General features: G+C 59.6%; 18 protein-coding genes and 2 tRNA genes. 15 read left to right on the forward strand and 5 right to left on the reverse strand.

Translation table 11 applies throughout. The features are described from left to right. Positions 1-12 precede the first annotated feature (12 nt). Positions 13-1749, reverse strand: a complete 1737-nt coding sequence (dauA, locus tag OKC43_RS05305; RefSeq protein WP_270658462.1) for a C4-dicarboxylic acid transporter DauA — start codon at positions 1747-1749, stop codon at positions 13-15. Between the two features lie 275 nt (positions 1750-2024). Then, on the reverse strand, positions 2025-2186 hold the full coding sequence (locus OKC43_RS05310) for a hypothetical protein (RefSeq protein WP_162515169.1): 162 nt from the start codon (positions 2184-2186) through the stop codon (positions 2025-2027). A gap of 49 nt (positions 2187-2235) precedes the next feature. On the opposite strand from OKC43_RS05310, the gene OKC43_RS05315 reads away from it, so the two are divergent. Together OKC43_RS05315 and OKC43_RS05320 are read left to right on the forward strand one after the other, a co-directional pair. Further along, positions 2236-2311, forward strand: a tRNA-Asn gene (locus tag OKC43_RS05315). A 4-nt stretch (positions 2312-2315) separates the two neighbouring features. Next, a tRNA-Asn gene (locus tag OKC43_RS05320) sits at positions 2316-2391 on the forward strand. A 224-nt stretch (positions 2392-2615) separates the two neighbouring features. Here OKC43_RS05320 and OKC43_RS05325 read toward each other — a convergent pair. Further along, a complete protein-coding gene (locus OKC43_RS05325; protein ID WP_236271196.1) occupies positions 2616-3605 on the reverse strand; it encodes a DUF2860 family protein in 990 nt (329 codons plus the stop codon). Positions 3606-3882: 277 nt separating this feature from the next. On the opposite strand from OKC43_RS05325, the gene OKC43_RS05330 reads away from it, so the two are divergent. From OKC43_RS05330 to OKC43_RS05365, 8 genes are all read left to right on the forward strand, one after another. After that, the gene (locus OKC43_RS05330; RefSeq protein WP_005333692.1) at positions 3883-4368 is read left to right on the forward strand and encodes a YqhA family protein; all 486 of its coding nucleotides are present in this window, start codon (positions 3883-3885) and stop codon (positions 4366-4368) included. A gap of 128 nt (positions 4369-4496) precedes the next feature. Next, the gene (locus OKC43_RS05335; RefSeq protein WP_042055674.1) at positions 4497-4946 is read left to right on the forward strand and encodes a hypothetical protein; all 450 of its coding nucleotides are present in this window, start codon (positions 4497-4499) and stop codon (positions 4944-4946) included. Between the two features lie 4 nt (positions 4947-4950). Continuing rightward, entirely contained in the window at positions 4951-7938 is a 2988-nt protein-coding gene (locus OKC43_RS05340) for a YncE family protein (protein WP_236271195.1), read from the forward strand. Continuing rightward, on the forward strand, positions 7938-8777 hold the full coding sequence (locus OKC43_RS05345) for an FTR1 family iron permease (RefSeq protein WP_127006610.1): 840 nt from the start codon (positions 7938-7940) through the stop codon (positions 8775-8777). Before OKC43_RS05340 ends, OKC43_RS05345 begins: the two co-directional genes overlap by 1 nt. 102 nt (positions 8778-8879) lie before the next feature. Then, on the forward strand, positions 8880-10304 hold the full coding sequence (locus OKC43_RS05350) for an FAD-dependent oxidoreductase (RefSeq protein WP_236271194.1): 1425 nt from the start codon (positions 8880-8882) through the stop codon (positions 10302-10304). Positions 10305-10338: 34 nt separating this feature from the next. Then, positions 10339-10899 (forward strand): hypothetical protein, encoded by a 561-nt coding sequence (locus OKC43_RS05355; RefSeq protein ID WP_236271193.1) that lies wholly within the window; start codon positions 10339-10341, stop codon positions 10897-10899. 106 nt (positions 10900-11005) lie between these two features. Next, on the forward strand, positions 11006-12271 hold the full coding sequence (locus OKC43_RS05360; protein WP_236271225.1) for a hypothetical protein: 1266 nt from the start codon (positions 11006-11008) through the stop codon (positions 12269-12271). Positions 12272-12341: 70 nt separating this feature from the next. Next, positions 12342-13553 carry a Bcr/CflA family multidrug efflux MFS transporter gene (locus OKC43_RS05365; RefSeq protein ID WP_042080429.1) on the forward strand — a complete coding sequence of 404 codons (1212 nt, stop codon included), beginning with the start codon at positions 12342-12344 and terminating at the stop codon, positions 13551-13553. An 86-nt stretch (positions 13554-13639) separates the two neighbouring features. Here OKC43_RS05365 and nhaD read toward each other — a convergent pair whose 3' ends face one another. Next, a complete protein-coding gene (gene nhaD, locus OKC43_RS05370; protein WP_236271192.1) occupies positions 13640-15064 on the reverse strand; it encodes a sodium:proton antiporter NhaD in 1425 nt (474 codons plus the stop codon). 107 nt (positions 15065-15171) lie between these two features. Further along, the gene (locus OKC43_RS05375; RefSeq protein ID WP_005333716.1) at positions 15172-15639 is read right to left on the reverse strand and encodes a DUF4357 domain-containing protein; all 468 of its coding nucleotides are present in this window, start codon (positions 15637-15639) and stop codon (positions 15172-15174) included. Positions 15640-15836: 197 nt separating this feature from the next. On the opposite strand from OKC43_RS05375, the gene OKC43_RS05380 reads away from it, so the two are divergent. From OKC43_RS05380 to OKC43_RS05400, 5 genes are all read left to right on the forward strand, one after another. Then, positions 15837-16517: an ABC transporter ATP-binding protein gene (locus OKC43_RS05380; RefSeq protein WP_236271191.1), complete on the forward strand. Its 681-nt coding sequence runs from the start codon at positions 15837-15839 to the stop codon at positions 16515-16517. Between the two features lie 30 nt (positions 16518-16547). Then, the gene (locus OKC43_RS05385) at positions 16548-18977 is read left to right on the forward strand and encodes an ABC transporter permease (RefSeq protein ID WP_236271190.1); all 2430 of its coding nucleotides are present in this window, start codon (positions 16548-16550) and stop codon (positions 18975-18977) included. 88 nt (positions 18978-19065) lie between these two features. After that, positions 19066-20151 carry a lipocalin-like domain-containing protein gene (locus OKC43_RS05390; RefSeq protein ID WP_409010820.1) on the forward strand — a complete coding sequence of 362 codons (1086 nt, stop codon included), beginning with the start codon at positions 19066-19068 and terminating at the stop codon, positions 20149-20151. A gap of 457 nt (positions 20152-20608) precedes the next feature. Continuing rightward, the gene (locus OKC43_RS05395) at positions 20609-21139 is read left to right on the forward strand and encodes a hypothetical protein (protein WP_236271189.1); all 531 of its coding nucleotides are present in this window, start codon (positions 20609-20611) and stop codon (positions 21137-21139) included. Then, entirely contained in the window at positions 21136-21720 is a 585-nt protein-coding gene (locus tag OKC43_RS05400) for a hypothetical protein (protein ID WP_270658454.1), read from the forward strand. Before OKC43_RS05395 ends, OKC43_RS05400 begins: the two co-directional genes overlap by 4 nt. Positions 21721-21833 lie beyond the last annotated feature (113 nt).

Raw genomic sequence — 21833 nt, forward strand, 5'->3', positions numbered from 1 at the left:
TATCCCTTTCAATCAATTTACTGCCGCTTCGTGCAAATGTTCACCTTTGAGCGCCTCTTCCAGCGAGCCGTAAAATTCCAGCTTGCCGGGCTGCGGCCGCACCTTGGCACGGGCCAGGGTCTTGAGCGGTTGGAACTGCAACTCGGCCACCCGCAACTCGACACCGGCTTTGGCCATCTGCTTGCCAAAGTGGAGGAAGGCTGACAGGCCGCCCGCATCGAGGATGGAAACCGCCTCCATCTGCAACACCAGCACCTTGTGTCCTTTCACTTGCGCCTCCAGCTCGGCAAAGACCCGTTCGGCCGCTGCGAAGAATAGCGGGCCGTTGATCTTGTAGAGCAGGCCGTTGTCCGGCACCTCATGGGCATAGCGTTTGTGCTCGGCCAAATCGTGCAGCTTGGTCATCTTGGCGATTTCGCGCATAAAGAGCAGGGATGCCAGGATCACCCCGAAAGTGATGGCGATGACCATGTCGAAAATGACAGTGAGCGACAGGCAGACCAGCAGCACCAGCACATCGGATTTGGGCGCGCGACGGATCAGCTCCACCACCTTGTGCGCTTCACTCATGTTCCAGGCCACGATGAGCAGCAAGGCAGCCATGGCCGAGAGCGGCAACCAGGAGAGCCAGGGGGCCAGCACCAGAATGGCAGCCAGCACCACCAGCGCATGAACAATCCCCGAGATAGGGGACGTAGCGCCGGCACGCACGTTGGCGGCAGAGCGGGCGATGGCGGCGGTAGCGGTAATGCCGCCAAAGAAGGGAGCGAAGATGTTGCCAAGCCCCTGCCCTACCAGCTCGGCGTTGGAGCTGTGTTTGCGACCGGTCATCCCATCGAGCACGACAGCGCAGAGCAGCGACTCGATCGCCCCCAGCATCGCCATGGAGAAGGCGGCAGGCAGCAGCCGCTCAACAGCCGCCAGGTTCCATTCAACTGGCAAGCCATCCGGTCCGGGCAAGGCCCAGGGCATCACCAGGGTCGGTGCGATGGGCGGGATCCCCATCCCCTGGGTGCCATCGGCCAGGGTATAGCTGAACTTGCTGCCGATGGTGGCCACATCCACCCCAAAGTAATTGAGGCCAAAACCCAGACCTACCCCGACCAGCACCGCGGGCAAGTGGCCGGGCACCGGCAGACGCAGGCGTGGCCAGAGCAGCAGCACGGCCAGTGTTGCGACCCCCACCAGGGTATCGCCCCACTGCCAGCTTGGCAGGGCGGCGGCCAGCGCTTCGACCTTGCCCAGATAGGTTTCCGGCATCTCGGGCACGCTCAGGCCGAAGAAGTCCTTGATCTGCAAGGTGGCGATCACGATGGCGATACCACCGGTAAAACCCAGCGTCACTGACGGGGGAATGTACTCGATAAGGCGGCCAAGACGGGCCATCCCCATCGCCACCAGAAAGAGGCCGGAGATGAGCGTCGCCATCAACAGACCACCGACGCCGAACTGCTGGGCGACCGGATAGAGGATCACTACAAAGGCAGCGGTCGGGCCGGAAATGGAGTAACGGGAGCCACCGGTCACGGCGATCACGATACCGGCGATGATGGCGGTATAGAGACCGTGTTGCGGCGGTACACCGCTGGCGATGGCCAGCGCCATGGCGAGCGGGATGGCGATGATGCCCACCGTCACACCGGCGATAAGATCACGGCCGAAGCGGGCCATGCTGTAGGGTTCATCAATACAGGACTGGCGTAAGGCTATGGAGAGCTTCACGCTATTTAAAGAGGCTTGCTTGTGCATGTATATCGTAATACCAGAAGAGGGAGATAAAGGCCGGAGAGATCCGGCGCCCGATCATCATCAAGGGCCGGCAGGGCTGTCGACGCGGCGATGGTATCCTGCGTAACCTTACTCCAGACGGGCCATTTTTTCGATGGGCAGGATCAATGAAACTCGCCCTTACCCATTATTTGGCCTATTTGCCGCCAAATCGCCGATCTTGACTCCAGCTCTCCCCTTTTTAGCCACAAAGATTACCATTTGAGCCTCACTTAGTTGCCAGCACGTTCGCGACATCATGCTGGCATCATCAGGTTGATGCGAACCGAGCCAATAACCCCTGCGCCGGTTGGGGGCGTGATGGCAAGGGACTGATTGTGCTGAAAATAAACCGCAAAGCGCAACTTTTGGGCAAACAGCCCGAAAATCCGGTTTTCGGGAAATTCGCGGGTTGACACCCGCCGCCCTGGTCATTAATATTCGCCCCGTCTTAACGAGACAGGCAATTCCTCCTTAGTTCAGTCGGTAGAACGGCGGACTGTTAATCCGTATGTCACTGGTTCAAGTCCAGTAGGAGGAGCCACTTTTCCCTCGTAGTTCAGTCGGTAGAACGGCGGACTGTTAATCCGTATGTCACAGGTTCAAGTCCTGTCGAGGGAGCCAAATTCTAAAGCCCAGCCTTTTGGCTGGGCTTTTTCGTATCTGCTGTTCGCTTACGTCCCTGCCTCGCTCTGCTCTCAAACTCTCTTTGTCATAACTTCTCTTGCCTGCATACGATGATCAACCTGCACACAGCGTGACATGCCAATTGCGCGCCATCCCATAAACAAAGAGCTGGATTGACCAGCCCCTGTGTGTACACCTCATCTCGCTGCCGAATGCCGGGATCAGAAACGGTAGAGCAGGCCCGTGGTGATGCTGGTGGCGCGAATATCGTAAAAGTCGATCCCGGAGTTTGCCGTGGCGTAGCTGGCGCTAAGGACCGCAGAGAGCGGCGCAATGCCAAACACCTGGTGCCTGAAGAGGGTGGCATCGATGGCCATGTCGCGACTGTCGGCACGCTGGCCAAACAGTGGGTTGGCCTCGTCATAGTCCCGCTTGCCCAGATAGAGGTAGCTGACGAACGACCAGCGAGGCGAGGTTTTGGCGTAGGTGAGCTGCAACCCCTTGCTCACATAAGACTCGGCACTGCCCGCCAGATCAGCCTTCTCATAGCGCAATGCTGGCTCGAGGAACTGATCGTCTGTTAGCCGGAACTGGTAGGAGACCTCGGCGGAGTTGACCCGGCCATTGCGATCCAACATCCCCATCACCGCACGACCATATTGCTCGCCGCTGGACTCCCCATCCACCTTGACGTCGCGGCTGGTGATGCTGCCACTGAGCGCACTGCCCCAGATGTTGTCCCACGCCAGACGGGCGCCGTGGGAGCGCACGTCACTTTCCTGACGTGCCACACCCACAGCAAAGGGATCGCGCCACACCTTGACCGGGGTGGCATTGAACACCAGCGAACCGGCCACGATTCCCTTGTCCCCCAGCTGCTGGCGCAGTCCGAACTGCTGGGTACCGTCGCCACGAATGGCATCCTGAATGAGGTTGCCCAAAAACAGCTGGCTACCGGTGGAGGCAAAGGTGTAGCGCAGATCGCCGTTGATCACCGGATCAAGGTGGCGCTGCTGCGCCGCAGCACCCAAAGCGTCAATACGCTCGCTACCTGCACTCCCCGTGGCAAAATTGGACTTGGTCTCGCCAACGCTGGCCCCCGCCAGCACACTGCCGGAAAAGCCAGATTCCTCAGGAATGGCTCCCAGAGCTTGTGCCTGAACCCCGCTTGCAACCAGCATCCCCATACTCAACAGCAGACCAATACGCATCGCAACACTCCTGGCAAGCGGCCACAAGAGTGGGCCGAGCCTGATAAATAGGAGGGAGGCAGTCGCCCCCCAGTATCGAGAAGCGGCATGTTATCGCAGGGAAAAATCACAAATAAGACAGCGGGATGCGGTTTTATTTTTTATGATGGCTTTTTATTTTTTTATAGGCGCAAGCAGGGGGCGACCCGGCATAATCAGTCCCCACGGCCTTGCAACGCTGCGGGCTGCTCGCGCCATACTCACTCTATTTACCCCTGTTCCCAACATCGGAGTTCTCATGCGTCGATTCAATTTCATGCTCAATGGCAGCAGATTGATGATGTTCCCCTTCTACATTGGCATTCTCATCTGCGTGGTATTGCTGATGGTGAAGTTTGCCATGCAGCTCTATCAGCTTTCTGTAAACATTTTCGAGATCCCCTATCTGGATCTCATTACCGGCGTGCTGACCCTGGTGGACTTTATACTGGTGGCCCAGATGCTGATCCTGGTTGCTATCTGTGGCTATGTGCAATTTATCCAGACGGAAGAGCAGCGCGCCTCCCTTAGCAGCAACTGGCTCAGCAAGATCAACTTTGCCTCCCTCAAGCTCATCGTCATCAACTCGCTGGTGACCATCGCCGGAGTGGAGGTGCTCAAGGCGTTTCTCGAAGATGGCATCATCAACGAAGTCGATATGAAGTGGTCCGTGGTGGTGTTTCTCGCCTTCTCGCTGGCCGCGCTCATCTATGCGGTGACCGAGCGGATGGCGGAGCATAAATAGTCGAGTTTGATCACTGTGCTTGTTCAGCCTTGATTCACCAGCAATACAATTGATAACACTTTTCATTACTCTTACTGCGTTATAAACTTGCTCCCCCCGGGCTGCCCCGCCCGGGTGCTGGAGCCTTTATGACAAGCCTTTCTCTCTCACCCCGACAATTCTGGCAGTGGCTGGCCTACCACCATCAGGCCGCCGAGGGCACCCTCTATCTGATGTTCTTCTCCGGCCTGCTGTTGTGGGAGCCGCTGACCCCGCTCTGGTCGCTGGCGCGCTGGAATCTGTTCTTGCATGTGATGCTCTCGCTCACCCTGTTCCCGCTGCTGTTTGGCGCCTTCTGGCTCTCCCATCGCAGCTTGTTGAACCGCAGCAACAAACCTTTTTTGCGCACCACGGGGCGGATTATCGAAGCCCTGCTACTGATCTGTCTGGCCAGCGGCCTGCTGCTGGTGCTGCACGGCACTCCGGGCGATGCCATGGGCAACCTCGCCAGCTGGGCCCACTGGCTGAGCGCACTGCTGCTCACTCCTCTGGTGCTGCGCCACGCCTGGCGCTGGACCATCTTGAAATGGCGCTCCTGATCCCATGTTGAAGTCATCGTTCTCTGCATATTTGTCACCCCTGCTAGCCCTCCTGCTGCTGGCCAGCCCCTTTGCGTTGGCCCAGCAGATGGGCGCCGGGATGATCGCCTATGAGGAGGGGCAAAGCCCGCGCCTCGTCACCGCCAACCTGAGCGCAGGCTCGGTCACCCTGCTTGAGCGCGATAGCGGCAAGCGCCTGAAAGAGGTGCAGCTGGGGGGCGATCTGCGCCAGCTTGCCCGCGCCGATAACGGTACCCTGCTGGTCACCGACTACAGCGGTGATCGCCTGCTGTTGCTGGATGATGATCTCGATCTGGAAAAGGCGATCCCCACCGGCCATCGCCCCTATGGGGTCATCTTCGATGCCAAGCGGCAGTGGTTCTGGGTCACGCTGTTCGAATCCGCTCGCCTGCAGGCCTACGACACCGCTGGCAAGCTGCAACTGGATGCGGCCACTGCCGAGACACCCCGCGGGCTGGCATTGACCGACGATGATCGCCTGCTGCTCACCCACGCCATGACAGGCCAGCTCGCCATCTATGATCTCGCCAAACTCGGCAATAGCGCCAAGGGATCTTCGCTTCCCAAGCCCAAGCTCATTACCCTGGCCGAGACCCATAGCGACACGCCGAGCGACTCTCAAGGATTGCCACGCCTGCTCGACGGCATCGCCCTCTCCCCCGATGGCAGCGAAGCCTGGTTGCCCCATGTGCTGTGGAGCTTTGACCACCCCTTCCAGTTTCAGAGCACTGTCTTTCCGGCGGTCTCCATCATCGATCTGGATGAGGAGAAAGAGCGGGTCGATGAAAGAAAGCAGCTCTTTTTGCAGATCAATCTGCCCAGTGTCGGCAACCGCAGCCAGATTGTCTCCAACCCGTTCGCGGCGCGCTTCGCCGCCGATGGCAAGCGGGTCTATCTGACCCTGGCGGGCTCGGAAGATCTGCTGGTGTTCGATCTCTCCCGCAGCGGCAAGTCCAACAACAACCGCCACCGCCGCAAGAAGTTTCAGGGGGGCGCCAAGGCGACCCAGCTCTTGCGCCACCTGCCGGGCCAGAATCCGCGGGATCTGCTGATCGACGGTGACCATATTCTGGTGCACAACGCCATGGGGCAGGATCTCACCCGCCTCAATAGTGGCGGCAGCGGCCCGTTTGCCCGGGTCACCGTCGATGTGACCCACTTCGCCAAGCTGGTAGAGACGGATCCGCGTCCCGAGCCGCTTCAGCGCGGCGAGCGGCTGTTCAACCTAGGTAACACAGCGTCCAACTCACACTTCCCCATGGCGGGGGACAACTGGATGAGCTGCAACTCCTGCCATCTGGACGGGTTCAACTTCACCAACCGCTATCTGATGGCGGCCCATCGCCAGAAGAGCGGCGACAACGCCATCAACGGCCACGCCAACCTCACCAACATGGTGGCGGGGGATTTTGTCGGCGAATACCTGCGCATGACCCAGCAGACCCAGGGCGGTATGGGCCATGACACCCGCGATGGGGCCGAGGCAGTTGACCCCGCCAAGCCCCAGCCGGAAGTGAAAGCGATGATGGAGGACTTACACGCCTTCGTCACCGCCGATGGCAACCTCCCCTATCTTGCCAACTGGCTGCGGCTCGATGCCCCGCGCACGGATCCCGCCAAGGCGCCAACCACTCACCCGAAGGAGTGGCTCAACTCTGCCTCCTGCCAGAACTGCCACCAACAGGCCTTCAAAGATTGGAGCGAGAGCAACCACCGGCTGATGGGCAACTCCCATCCCTACTACAAGGTGGTGCAGGCGCTGGCCCGCGAAACCGAAGGGGAAGCGTTCGGTCAGTGGTGCCAAGGCTGCCATATGCCCCAGCAGGTGATGACAGGCCAGCTGGATCTGCCCAAGGGCTCCCACATGTTCGAGCAGGGCGGCGCCTCGCTGATTGCCGCCCACAAGGCGGGCGAACCTGTGGTGGAGGAAGGGACCGGCTGCGTGCTCTGCCATCGCATCACCAAGGTGGAAGATGCGGGCGGCAACAGCACCTTTACCGTGAATTTGAAAGACCGCGAGAGCTATGTGTTCGAGGATGCCCCGGGCGGCAGCCTCCAGCACTGGCTGGCCGAGCGGCAGATCAACGCCCGTCCGGCGGCCCACAAAGCCTCCTATCAGAAGGATTTCTACCGCGATGCGGCCCTGTGCAAGTCATGCCACAACGAGTTTGCCCCGGGCACCGGCGCCAATATCGTCAACACCTGGGACGAGTGGGAAAAATCCAGCTTCGCCAAGGCCGAGGATCCCGCCAAACGACGCACCTGCATCGACTGCCATATGAACCCGGAGCCGGGCAATGGCGGTGCGCCGGTGGCGGGCCAGTCCACCGAAAACGGCACCATGAAAGCCCGGCTCTATCGCCACAACTTTACCGGCGCCCAGCACCAGCTGGTGGGGCTGCGCAACCCTGAACTCGAGCAGGAGAGTCTGGCCCTGCTGCGCTCCAGCGCGACCCTCTCCGCCCGTATCGAACCTGCTGCCGATAGTCAGCAGTTGGTGGTGCGGGTCGCCAATACCGGCGCGGGCCATGCCCTGCCCACTGGCGTAGCTGATTTTCGTGAACTCTGGCTGGAGCTGACCGTCACCGACGCCACCGGCAAGGTGGTGCTTGCCAGCGGCCAACCGGTGGATGGTGCTGTCCCTGAGGATGCGCGACTGTTCAGAAAAGTGTTCGGTGATGCCGAGGGCAAGCCGGTAGGGCTCAAGTTCTGGCGTTACGCCAAACTGCTGGAAGATACCCGCATTCCGGCCGATGGCTGGCGCGATGAAGTCTGGTCGCTGCCCGCAGAAGCCCAAGGGCCCTTCAAGGCCGATATCAAACTCAATTTCCGCACCTACCCCAAGTGGGTCAATGATGCGGTGCGCGCCGCCGAGCCGAGCTTGCCGGAGCCACCCATAGTGCAGCTAAATCGGTTGCAACTTACCTTGCAGCCTCTCCCCGTCACGCCCGCTACGGAGCCTCAATCCTGATGTTTGCAAGCTTTCTCATTACTCTGCGCGAGGGGCTGGAAGCCTTCCTGCTGGTCGGCATCTGCCTCTCCTACCTCGCCAAGCTGGGGGCGAGCCGCTACAACAAATTCATCTATCTGGGGGTGGGGCTCGGCCTTGTCGCCTCCCTGATCGTCGCCTTCCTGTTCCAGGTGGTGGTAAGCCAGTTCGAGAGCGAGCGCTACAACCACCTCTTGATGGCGGGGATCCTCATCTTCGCCACCTTGGTGCTCACCTATATGGCGATCTGGATGCAAAAGCAGGCCAAATCCCAGGTGGGGGCCATGACGGCGCGCATCGATGCGGCCATCGATGGCGGCAACCTGTTTGGTCTGGTGCTGCTTGCCTTCCTGGCGGTGATGCGCGAAGGATTTGAAACCGTGCTCTTCTTCTCCGCCCTGCTCTACTCCGGGCAAGGGGTCGACCTGCAATCCGGCCTGATGGGCGCTCTGGCGGGGCTGCTGGTCTCCATCGCGCTGGTATGGGGGCTGCTGCGCTCCACCCGCAAGGTGGCGCTGGCCCCCTTCTTCCGCTGGACCGGCCTGCTTATCATCATCATCGCCGCAGGCTTGCTCTCGTCCGCCGTCAACATGTTGCAGGCGGCAGAGATCATCACCTTCTGGACCACGCCGGTATTCGATATCAGCCACATTCTCGACGATCAGGGGGTATTTGGTACCTTCCTGCGCGCCCTGTTTGGCTACAATGCCTCACCCGCTGGCTTGCAGCTGCTGACCTGGGCCCTCTATCTGGCGATCTTCGTTACCCTCTGGCAGCGCAGCTATCGCCCGCAGGTAAGTGCCGCGACAGGCAAAGGCTGAGCCAACACGCCCTGTGGCAACAAGGTCACGGGGTAACAACACCATTCGGGAGCCGCGCCTTGGCGCGGTTCCCTTATCTATCAAGCAGTTTCGGAATAGGTCATGAGCGATAACAACAAGAAGCACATTGCGGTGCTGGGCGCCGGCCCCGCCGGTTTGATGGCCGCCTGGCGCCTGCGCCGCGCCGGTTTTGCAGTCACCCTGTTCGAGCAGGAGCCGGTGGTCGGCGGCATGTGCGCCACCCAGACCTTCAAGGGGCGCGATGGGGAGTATCGCTTTGACTACGGCGGCCACCGCTTTATCACCAAGAACCCCGAATTGCTCGCCTTTATCGACGAGCTGATGGGGGACGATCTGCTCCACGCCGAGCGCAAGAGCGTGATCCGCTTTGGCGGACGCACCTATGACTACCCATTGAACCTTCCCAACCTGCTCAAGACGGCGCCGCTGGCCCTGATGGCCGGTGCGGTAAAAGACTTGCTGCTGTTGCCCTTTGCCAAGAAGCCGGATGATTTTGCCAAGGCGAGCTTTGCCGAGTGGATCCAGAGCAACTTCGGTCGCACTCTCTACCGCCAGTTTTTCGAGGGCTACACCGGCAAGTTGTGGGGCATCAATCCGGACAAGCTCTCCGCCGACTGGGCCGGCCAGCGCATCAGCCTGATCGATCTCAAAGACGTGGCCCGCCGCCTGCTGCCAAGACGCAACGGCAGTATCTCGGTGCGCACCTATGCCCGCAAATACCGCTACCCCAAATATGGCTTCGGCCAGATCTTCACTACTCTGGGGGAGCGGCTGGTGGCCGAGGGCGTTGAGCTCAAAACCGGCGCCACCATCACCCGCCTTGAGCAGGCCGATGGCCACATTGAACGGGTGTATTGGAAACAAGATGACATTGAGCAGAGCGAGCGCTTTGATCAGGTGATCTCCACCCTGCCGCTGCCGCTCACCTGCCAGCATCTTGGCATGCCGTGCGATCTCCAATACCGGTCGCTTCGCTTCGTCAATATGCCGCTTAAAATAGAGAACCTGTCGGACAACACCTGGCAGTACCTCTCCGACCCTCATATTCTGGCCACCCGTCTGCAGGAGCCGCGCCGCCGCAGCCCCTTTATGGCGCCCCAGGGCCAGACCTCGGTGATGCTGGAGATCCCCTGCAATCCGGGGGATGCCACCTGGCAGGCACCGCTCTCTGATCTGCGCGGTCGGGTTACCGCCGATCTGGCGAGCCTCGGCGTCGATACCCAGAAACTTGGCGATGAGACCTTCGAGGCCCGCAGCGAATACGCCTATCCGCTGATGGACCTTGGCTATCAGGCGCGCCGCAACGAAGCCATCAAGGCGCTGATGCCGATTGGCAACCTCATCATGACCGGCCGTCAGGGGACATTCCGCTACATCTTCACCGACACCGCCATGGAGATGGGGATGATGGCTGCCGACATGGTGATCGACGGGGTGGACAGACGCCACGCCATCTTTAACCATCGCAACGAAAACACCGTGATCGAAACCCAGAGCGTGGCCTGAGTGCCGCGCCATTGGCATAAGTAAGGAGAACAGGATGACCATCCGCCCGGGTTTACTCGCCCTCACCCTGCTGCTGACCCTGAGCGGGCAGGCGCAGGCTTACTCCTATGCCGCCGCCGGCAAGGAGCCTCTGATCGACGCCCGCGAAGCGCTGCTGGGCGCCGCCACTGACGGCAAGGATGCCAGCGCCACCTTGAGCAAGATTGCCGAGGAGCTGACCTATCTGGAACAGCACCACAAGGTGGAATTGCAAGCGCCGCTGGCCGCAGCCATCAAGGCCAAAGATGCCGCAGCCACCGCCGCCCTGCTCAACCGCGCCTACAAGGCGGAGATCGAGCGCCGCCTCGAAGGGGCCAGCCAGAATCTTGGCGACTACCAGACTGCCAAGGTGCTGGTGGTCAAGAGCAAGCGCTTCCTCGATCTGATCCTCCCCTCTCTCAACGATGGGGATCGCAAGGCCGCCGAACAGGCGCTGGCCAAGGTGCTGGATGCCATCGGTAACCCGGGGGTATTCGGGGTGGGCGCCAAGCCCGCCGATGCCGCCGCCTTTAGCGATGCAGAAAAAGCGCTGATGGCCGTGCTGGCGCCGCTTTGATGGCCTCTCATCGATGACGACAGCCCCCCTCATCCCCAACCCTTCTCCCGCAAGGGGAGAAGGGGGGCGTCACCACGGCCAATTACGCTTCGCTAATCGACCCTACTTGCTGATCCTGCTGCAACTGGCTTGGCTCGGCTGGCTGCTGGCCTTCCCGGTGGCGCTCGATTCCGACGATGCCCTCAATTTCGCCCACGGGGTGACGCGCTTTAGCGTGCTGGAGTTCTCCCCCCACTTTCCGGGCTACCCCGCCTTTATCTGGCTGGCGCGGCTCATCAATCTGCTGGTGGACGATCCCGCCCGTGCGGTGCAGTGGGCAAGTCTGCTCGGTAGCAGTTTGCTGGCGCCCCTCGCCGCCTTGCTGGCGGTAAAACTGTGGCAACGGCCAAGCCTGCTGGCACCCGTCTGGCTGCTGGTATTGGCCCTGCCGCTCACCCCGACGCTGGCGCTCTCCGGCCTTTCGGACGGCTCCGCGCTCGCCGCCTGGCTCGGGACGCTGCTGGCCTTGCAGCAGCGCAGAATTGCGCTGGCGGGTTTACTACTGGGCCTTATGCTGGCGCTGCGCCCCTCCTATTTTGTGCTGGCGCTGCTGCCCCTGTGGCTCGGGCTGGCGCAGCAGGGCACCCGCGTCAGGTTTGTGCTCCCCATCGTGCTGGTGGGGCTTATCAGCCTGCTGTTTGTCTGGCAGGCCGATGGCTGGGCCTATTTCAGCGAGGGGCGGCGCTTTACCGACGGCCACTTTACCCTGTGGGGCAACACGGCGGCGGCCCATGGCGATCGACTGCTGAGCTGGGCCCGCACCTTCAACGATCAGCTCACCCCGCTTTGGCCCTTGGCTGTTGGGGCGCTGCTGGTACTGCCGCTGTGGCAAAGATCAAAAAACCACCCTGCCGCCCTCTCACCGCTCTGGACGATCTCCTGGCTTGCCCTGCTGCTCTGGATCCTGTTTGGCCAGAATCCCGACAATCCCCGCCATCTGGCCCCCATCACCCTACTCGGTATTGTGCTGCTGGCAGGCTGGCTGCCGCGCCGTGGTGAGGGGGTGGTCGCGGTAGCCGGATTGCTGCTGCTCGGCGTGACCTTTACCCTGCCCCGTCCACCCGCCATGGTGCAGGCGGCAAGGCTCGCAGAGAAAAGCTGCCCGGCGCTGGTGACCCAGTGGGGCGTGCGGCTGCTGCGGGAAACCACGGCACTGCCGGTGACGGACGGCTGGTACAAGGGAGATGCGGCGCTGGCGCTCTCTCAGGGAGCCTGTCGCCTCAGTCGCCGCCCCATAGCTGCGAGCGAGATGCCCACTGCAGTGCGCCAGCACTGGTTTGCCCCGCGCTTTGCCGCCGAGCCCGGACTCTGGCTCGCCATACCGGATCCATAGCCGCGACAAAACTGATAGACTGCTTTTTTCGCGCTTATCAACCCGACGTTTCGCATCAACTGGACACCCTATGCCCCAATCGCCAACAGCTCAGGCTGCCGCCCTCTCCCCCCGTTTCCTGTTTATCCTGCTCGGTGCTCTGGCGGGTCTGACCCCGCTGGCGGTGGATATGTATCTGCCGGCTATTCCGGCCATCGCCCGGGATCTGGCCACCAGCATCGACGGCGCCCAGCTCACCATCAGCGCCTTTCTGGGCGGCTTTGCCATCGGCCAGCTCTTCTACGGCCCGCTGGCCGACAGCTATGGCCGCAAGCCGGTGATCCTGGCGGGGCTGGTGATGTTTGCCAGCGCCTCGGTGGGTTGTGCCATGGCGGACTCCCTGCCTGAATTGCTGGCCTATCGGATGTTGCAAGCGGCAGGCGGCGCGGCCGGCTCAGTGGTGGTCAATGCCCTGCTGCGCGACCTGTTCGAGAAGGATGCATTTTCTCGCGCCATGTCGTTCGTCATTCTGGTGATGACGCTGGCGCCGCTGGTAGCGCCGGTGGTGGGCGGCTATATCAGTGCCCACGCCGACTGGCGGGTGATCTTCTGGCTGCTGGTGGGGATCAGCCTGCTGATCTGTCTGGTGATGCAGTGGAAAATTCAGGAAACCCTGAAACCGGAGCACCGTCAGCCGCTTAATCTGGGCCAGATCCTCAAGAACTACTGGGGGGTGCTCTCCCATCGCGGCGCCATGGGTTATGTGCTGTGCGGCTCCCTCTCCAGCTCCGGCATGTTCGCTTTCTTAAGCGGCTCCCCTTACGTCTATATCGAGTACTTCAAGGTGCCGACCGAGCACTACGGCTGGCTGTTTGGCCTCAATATTCTGCTGATGATGGTGGTCACCTTCGTCAACAGCCGACTGGTGAAAGGGGTGGGCGCCGAGCGGATGCTGCAATACGGTCTGCTGGTGCTGCCCTGCGCGGGCGCTCTGCTGGTCTATAACGCCTGGAGCCAGACCGGCGGCCTGTGGGGCATCGTCATTCCGGTGGTACTGTTTGTCGGCCATATCAGTCTGGTGGGCGCCAACGCCATGACCGGCCTGATGGGCCACTTCCCGCAATCTGCGGGCACCGCATCGGCACTGGCGGGCACCCTGCGCTTTGGCATCGGCGCCCTGGTCGGCATTCTGGTCAACCTCAATCCGCCCCACTCGCCGCTGCCCATGGCCATCGCCATCGCCTGCTGCGGGGTGGGCTCCACCCTGAGTTACTGGCTGCTGACCGGCAAGCGAGGCGATTGATCCCCCTCCCCCCGCTCAGAAAAACGAAAGAGGCTTCCGTCGACGGAAGCCTCTTTTCGTACTGGCTCGTACTGGCGGCCAGACGTTCAGAACTGGGCACTGTTGAGCCAGAGGTGCGCCCCTATGCTCACCAGATAACCGAGCAAGATGGCAGGCAGCCACTTCAGGTGGCCAAAAAAGGTATACATGCCGTGGGCCTGTCCCATCAGGGCCACCCCGGCCGCAGAGCCGATGGAGAGCAGGCTGCCGCCCACTCCGGCGGTCAGGGTCACCAGCAGCCACTGTCCCAGCGCCATATCCGGGTTCATCGACAGCACGGCAAACATCACAGGAATGTTGTCGATGACGGAGGACAAGACCCCGATGAAGATATTGGCCATGGTGGGATCCCCAGCGTCATACAGCCAGTGTGACACCAGCTCCAGATACCCCATAAAGCCCAGCCCACCGACACACATCACCACCCCGTAGAAGAAGAGCAGGGTATCCCACTCCGCCTTGGCCACCTTGTTGAACACGTCAAATGGCACCACAGAACCCAGACTGCGCAACCGCACCTCATCACCATTGCGTTCGTAGAGCGCACGCTTGCGGGCAAGGGAGCGCGGCAGCGACTTGCGCAGATAAAACCCGAAAAACTGCAGATAACCGAGTCCCAGCATCATGCCGAGCACAGGCGGCAGATGGAGGAAACTGTGGCATAGCACCGCCGTGATGATGGTCAGCAAGAACAGCGCGACGATGCGACGGGCCCCCCGCTTGAGATCGACCACCTCGTTATCAGCCTCCGGTACATGACGCGGCACCATCAGGCTCATCAGGATGGCCGGGACCAGAAAATTGAGCAGAGAGGGGATCAGCAGGGTGAAGAACTGGCCAAATTGCACCTTGCCCGCCTGCCACACCATCAGGGTGGTGATATCGCCAAAGGGACTGAACGCCCCTCCGGCGTTGGCGGCGATCACTATGTTGATGCAGGCAAGATTGACAAAACGCCGATCACCGTTGGCCACCTTCAACACCACGGCGCACATCAAGAGTGCTGTGGTCAGGTTGTCTGCCACCGGCGAAATACAAAAAGCAAGCCCGCCAGTCAACCAGAACAGGGTGCGCAAGTTAAAGCCGGATCGCACCAGCCAGGCACGCAGGGCATCGAACAGCCGCCGATCCTCCATGGCGTTGATATAGGTCATCGCCACCAGCAGGAACAGCATCAGCTCGGCATATTCCAGCAGGGTATGGCGAAATGCCTGCTCGGCGACAGGGCTCATCCCCTGCTGCGCATAGGCGATACCGATCAGGATCCAGATCACCCCGGCGGCCACCAGCACAGGTTTGGACTTGCGCAGTTGCAGATACTCTTCAGCCACCACCAGGGCGTAGGCCAACACAAACAATCCGACACAAAAAAGTCCGATTGAGGAGGATGTCAACAGAACTGGGCCACTACTGGCATGGGCGGGAGGGATAAACAGGGACAGCAGCAAAATAACAGGGGTGAGCGCAGACATGGTCTCTTCCTTTTAGAACCGTCTGGCAATCATGCTAGCACCTGGATGAAAAGAAAAATTCATCCAGGTCAATTAACGCTTAATTGGTTTGCTGTCGAAACGCGGGATTATTTCTTGCCGAAACCCGACTGCTTGAGGGTATAGCCTGCGCTGTTTTGCCAGGCATCCAGACCGCTGCGGTTATTACCCGCCACCAGACTGGCGGCCAGACTCGGGCTGTTGAACAGCTGATCGGCGGTAAAGACAAAGCCACCCTGACTGCGGGGCACTATGACCCCCTTTTCCAGCAGCTCGTGGCGCAGCTCGATCACCGCTTCACGCAGGGAGGCAGCATCCTCGCCATTGGCGGTGGAACCGGCCAGCACCATAAAGCCCGGATTTTGCCGCTTGCCCACCGGATAACCGTGGGCCTCGGCCCCTTTGCCGTTGAAGTGGTAGAGCTCGCGCTCCCCCGGCCGGTTGTCGGAGAGTGCCTTTTGCAGGGTCATCAGCTCGTTGTAGATCTCGATGGGGACGACGGCAGCCTGCTTGTTGCCCTTGCTATCGATGATAAAACTGACTTGCTTGTGTAACATCCTTGCTCATCCTGTGACCCATGGAAGCCCCTATTCTAACCACCTCGGGCAAGCGGGATCCAGCGAGGATCCACTGCTCTTTTGCCGCCTTGATCACTAACTGGCACTCTTGATCAACCGTAAGGGGTGTTGATCAATGCTGGCCGTGCTAGCGTACCAAGCATGATGAAAGCCATTGACCATCAAACGGTTATCCCATGCTGACCCTGCGCAACCTCTGCAAGAGCTTCGATAACGGCAGTGAACGACTGCCGCTGTTCCACCATCTCGATCTCGCCCTCCCCGCTGGCGAGATCACCCTGCTGCTGGGCCAAAGCGGCTGCGGCAAGTCGACCCTGCTCAATCTGATCGCCGGGCTGATTGCACCGGATGAAGGGGAGATCTGGCTGGGGGAGACCCGGATCGACACCCGATCCCCCGACGAGCGGGCGCGCCTGCGGGGCCGCCATTTCGGCATCGTCTATCAGGATTTCAACCTGCTGCCGACCCTGAACGTGGCCGAGAATCTGGCACTGCCGCTCGCCATCAACGTTCTGCCACCGGATGAGACAAAGATTGACCAGTTGCTGCATCGGCTCGATATGAGCCACAAGCGCCATGCCTGGCCGGAGCAGCTCTCCGGCGGCCAGCGACAGCGGGTGGCGCTGGCCCGCGCCCTTATCCATCAGCCCAGTTGGCTGCTCGCCGACGAACCCACCGGCAGCCTAGATGAACACAATGCCGAACAGGTGATGGCGTTAATGATCGCGGCGGTGCGCGACACCGGCGCAGGCTTGCTGCTGGTGAGCCACAACCCGGCCTATGCCGCGCTGGCCGACAGAGTGCTGCGCCTCGAAGGGGGTCAACTTATCGAGCTCAAGAGGCCCCGCCATGACTAAACAGCGACTGCGTCTGCCGGGAGCACGCTGATGCTGCCACTCAAAGCCTTGCTGCGCCTCTATCGTAGCCACCCCTGGTTGCTGTTGATGAGTCTGGCCGGACTGGTATTGGGAGTGTCGCTGGTGGTGGCCATCGAACTGCTCAATCACAGTGCCCGCACCAACTTCGTCGCCGCCCGCAGCCAGCTGGCAGGGGAAGCCAACTACCGGCTGGCCCCCATTGGCGGGCTGGATGAGCAGCTTTACGTACAGCTAGTGACAAGCCAACCCGCCCTCAATGCCATGCCCCAGCTCCATGGCTGGCTCAAGGATGAAGAGGGGCGCAGCTTTCAACTGCTTGGGATGGATCTCTTCAACCCCGGCCCCCTGCGCCAGCTGTTTGGCGCCCAACCCGCGAGCGAACCCGACTTCACCCTAAACCATACCGACAGCATCTGGCTGGCGGCCCCTGAGGCAGCTCGCCTTGGCTGGCAAGCGGGCCAGAGCCGCCGTTTTGTATTGGGCGGCAGCGATGGCGCCAGCGCCCGCCCCCTGACCCTCACGCTGGCGGGCACCTTTGAACCGGGCGCCGTGCCCATGGAGCGGCTGCTGATAACCGATATCGGCCTCGCCCAACCCTTGCTGGGAAAAGCGGGTCGGCTCGATCGCATCGTCTTCAAGCTAAGCGAATCAGAGGCTCGCCCCCTGCAGGCCACCCTGCAAACCGATTACCCGAACCAGCCCCTGTGGCTTGAGCCCATCAGCCCGGCGCTCGATGCCAGCCAGCTTGGCGATGCGCTGGCCCTCAATCTGACGGCGCTGTCATTGCTCGCGATGGCGGTGGGACTGTTTCTGGTGTTCAACGCCCAGCGATTTGTCCAGAGCGTGCGCCGCCCCCAGCTGGCCCAGTTGATCATTCTGGGGATGGGGCCGAGCCGGGTGCTCCGCTGGCTCATTCTGGAGCTGCTTATTCTTGCCACCATCGGCACCCTGCTAGGGGTGCTGCTCGGCAGCCTGTTGGCGCTGGCCCTGATGGGGCAACTGACCCAGGCGCTGGCCGATCTCTATGGGCCCAACCCCATCGATCTGCTTCGCCTCTCCCCTGTGAGCCTGCTCAAGGCGCTGTTGATCGGGCTGCTCGGCACGCTGGCCGCCAACCTGCCCGGCTGGTGGCAACTGCTGCGCCAATCCCCCCTCGAACTGTGCGCCGGGAGCAGCCGCCCCCCTGCGCACCCGTGGCGACGGCGCGTGCTGGCCATCGCCATCTTGCTGCTGTGCGCCCTCTGCCTGTGGCTGCCACAAACCGGTTTGACCGGCGCCCTCTTTATCGCCGGAGGCTGGCTGCTGGCCATGGCGCTCTGGCTGCCCGATGCCCTGCGCGGCCTGCTTGGCTGGCTGCGACGGCGCGCGGGCGGCCCCCTCACCGCCCGGCTCGGGGTGGCCGAAACCCTCTATCACCTCGATCGCACCGCCATCGCGGTGATGGCGTTGCAGCTGGCCATCGCCGCGGCCATCGGCATCGGCGTCATGGTGTCGAGCTTTCGCTCCAGCGTGGAGATCTGGCTCGGCCAGCGTCTGGCCGCCGATCTCTATGTCACCGCCCCCAAAGGAGTGGCGGGCAACAAGGGCACCTTGAACGAAGACACCCTCGAGACCCTGCTCGCCAACCCGCAGGTAAGCGCCGCCTCGCGCCGCTCGGTGCACCCCGCCCGCTGGCAGGGGCAGCCCATCGAGTGGGCGCAGATGGACTTTATCCCCCAGCTTAAAGCGGCCTATCCGCTGCTGGCCGGACGCTGGCCGACCCGTCCCGACGAAGTGCTGGCGAGCGAACCGCTGACGGTGCGCCTCGGGGTCAAGGTGGGCCAGACATTGGCGATCAGCGGCGAGCAGGGGCCAAGGCAGTTCACCGTCACCGGCGTCTATCAGGATTACGGCAGCGACAAGGGGCAGATCCTGCACGCCTTCGAGGCCGGGGCGGTGCAATCCCTCGCCCTCTTTAGCAACGACCCCGAGCAGCTGGCCGACCGCCTGCGCGAGCGCTTTGGCGAGCAGCTCAATCTGCTCTCCGCCCCCGCCATTCACAGCGCGGCCCTCAAGGTGTTTGACCAGACCTTTGTGGTGACCGAGCTATTGAAACTGCTGATCTTGGGCATCGCCTTTGTCGGCATTGGCTCGGCCTTTATGGTGCTGGGGCTGGCGCGCCGTGGCGAGCTGCAGACCTTGCAGAGTCTGGGCTTGAGCCCCCGCCACTGCCGCCAGCTGCTGGTGTGGCAAGGGGCTGGATTGGGGCTGCTCACCGCCCTGCTGGCCCTGCCGGTGGGGTATGGCCTCGCCTGGGTGCTGATCGAGGTGGTCAACCCACGCGCCTTTGGCTGGCGCCTCGCCTTCGAGGCCGCCCCCCTTCATGCGGTCACCGCCCTGTTGCTGGCACCGGTATGCGGGGCGCTCGCCTCCTGGTATGCGGCAAGGAGAGTGGTATGAGCCAACAACCGCGAGATACGCCAGCATGCTGGCTCTCACACCTGATACGTGGCGCATTGGCATCCTGGTATGCGGCAAGGAGAGTGGTATGAAACAGATCAAAGGGTGGCCGCTGGCGCTGGGTATGCTCTGGACGCTCTATAGCGGGGCTATCGCTGCCAGCGATCTGGGCGCCCTGCTCGGGGGTGGCAGCGACAGCTTTAAAAAGGTGCAGCCGGGGCAAACTATCCAGCTGCCGGAGGATCACGCCGCCCACCCCGATTACCGCTCCGAGTGGTGGTATCTCACCGGCAATCTCAAGGATGAGCAGGGGCGCGAATATGGCGTGCAGTGGACCCTGTTTCGCCAGGGTATCGAACAAGAACTCCGCACCAGCAACCCCTGGCTCACCCCCCAGCTCTGGCTGGCCCAGTTTGCCATCACGGATCTCGACCGTGGCAGCCACCAGCAAGATGAACGGGCCAGTCGGCAGGGGCCGGGGCTGGCGGGGGCCAGCGGCGGTCAATATTGGCTAAGGGAGTGGCGGCTTGCCTCGCAAGGGGCGGCGCTGTTCCCCGCCACCCTCAAGGTGCAGAGCAAGATTGGCGAGCTGAACCTCACCGTCACTGCCGCCAAGCCGCTGGTGCTGCAAGGCAAGGCCGGTTACAGCGAGAAGAGCCCGGGCAACGCCTCCTTTTACTACTCCTACCCGCGCCTGCAGCTGAGCGGAACCCTGACTCGTGATGGCGAAACCCGCACCGTCAGCGGACAAGGCTGGTTTGATCACGAGTGGAGCAGCTCGGTATTGGCCGAGTGGCAATCGGGTTGGGACTGGTTTTCGCTGCAACTGGCTGATGGCCGCGAGCTGATGCTGTTTCGCCTGCGCACCAAGGCGGGCCGCGCTAATCCCGAAAACCAGCCCGAAAACCGCTACGGTATTTTGATTGAGCGGGATGGCAGCAGCCGGGTACTCGCCCCCGACGCGATTCGCCTTACGCCGGGCAACACCTGGCGCGGCCCCAAGGGGCAAGCGTACCCCGTCGAGTGGCAACTGGAAGCGGCCGATATGAGCCTCACCATCACAGCCCGTCAACCCAATCAGGCCATGACGGGGCGCTTTGACTACTGGGAAGGGGCAGTCTCTGTCTCGGGGGATGCCAAGGGGGTCGGCTATCTGGAGATGACCGGCTACTAAACACCCTCGACAAACCTGGCCGGTCTGCTCAATGACCCGAAACCAATAGCCCTTATAACAGGGCATCACAGTGATATTGCCCAGCCACTCCTGTCTCTTGGCGCCAGTCGTCGAGGATGTCTTTTCTGTTTATTTATTAAACACCCCCACCCACTCAACCCGCTGCCATCTGGGCTAAAGTCTGATCCCCATCAAAAATCCATTCAAAATCCGAGCGATAACTAACTTTTCACTCACTTTAATTGGTCGGTGTTTGATACCTTGCTCATCCGGCCCTCACAGCCCCAAAAGCAGCCGAGGTAAGCCCATGATTTACCCATTTTTAATCTGGTTAAAAGCAGCACCCAGGGAGCTGTAACCCCGTGCGGTAGCTACGGCGATTTATTGAATCCTGTCAATAGCAAAACCCTTATTAAATTCTATATAATAATTTCATTAATTTAATCTCAGAGGATGCATGAAAAAAAATAAACGTTACGAAAATGACATTGCCATGGCTAATAATTCCTTTAATAATTCTTACTATTTAGTTAAAAATCATAGAACCATAAGTTCACTTTTTCGTATACTTAAAGAACGGACCAGAACATATAAATCAAAAATTGAATCAATTCAAAAAAGAACATTTTTGAAAGACAAAAGGCAATATAAAACGAACATAAGAGACTTTGTAGCTTGCACTATAGCCAGCAAGAGTAATAAATTCTATAGTTTTGGTTCCTCACATAGAACTTTAAATAACTATCATCCTGAACTACAGACATTGTTAGAATCACAGTTAGGTAAAATAGGTACTCAGTCAAATAAAAGTGCGTCAAAAAACATAATAGGGAAATGTGCCGAAGTTAAATCGGCAAATATTATTTTAACAACAGACAAATCATGCTCTATTAGTGACTTAGATTTCACCCCTGCGATTCGCCCGCGAACATTAGAGGTAATAAATCGCTGCCCTAATTGTGTTAAAATTTTTGGAAAAGAGTTATGAATCCCACTGAATTTGACCTTGACTTATTTTTTTCACCCATTTTTTATCACAAAAAAACAAGCCCATTACTATTACACCTTGCTACCGCGGGTGGTATCGTTTCAGAGAAAGTCTATAAAAATCCAGTCCATGACAATATCAGATATAAAATAAAAAACATGCCTATGAATTTAAAGTTGCGTTACGAACTAAGTCCAAAAATTGAACATATTATACAATTAAAAACTGAAAGATATAGATATAATGACGATTTTAAGTTTGATAAAGAAGCTTATCTGCATGATTTTATTGAATACGCTAAATCGGGTTGTTTTTCATTCGATAGAACAAACATAAATGATCCAGAATTAAATAATTATCATCTTGTAGCTTACCCGATTATCGACAAAAAGTATTTTGAAACACTAGAATTTATTTTAGGGATTCACCTCCCCACATATCATCTCCTAAAAAGATCAAATTATATTTATTCAGAATCAAATATAGATAATTTAACTAATGGCTGCCGTTTATATTCGGATGGTCTATGCCAGATTAATAATAGATGTGAATATTATGGCGTTCCTCTATATCTAGGCTGATAATAAATTATCCAAACTTAGAACGTCCATTATATAAGAAATTTAAGTAAAGCTCACCACTCCATACTTACATACCAAACTTTCATGATGTGAATAACTTAGAAGCATTTTTG

The organism is Aeromonas sp. Y289-2 (assembly GCF_027705925.1).
Classification (GTDB): Bacteria; Pseudomonadota; Gammaproteobacteria; order Enterobacterales; family Aeromonadaceae; genus Aeromonas; species Aeromonas veronii.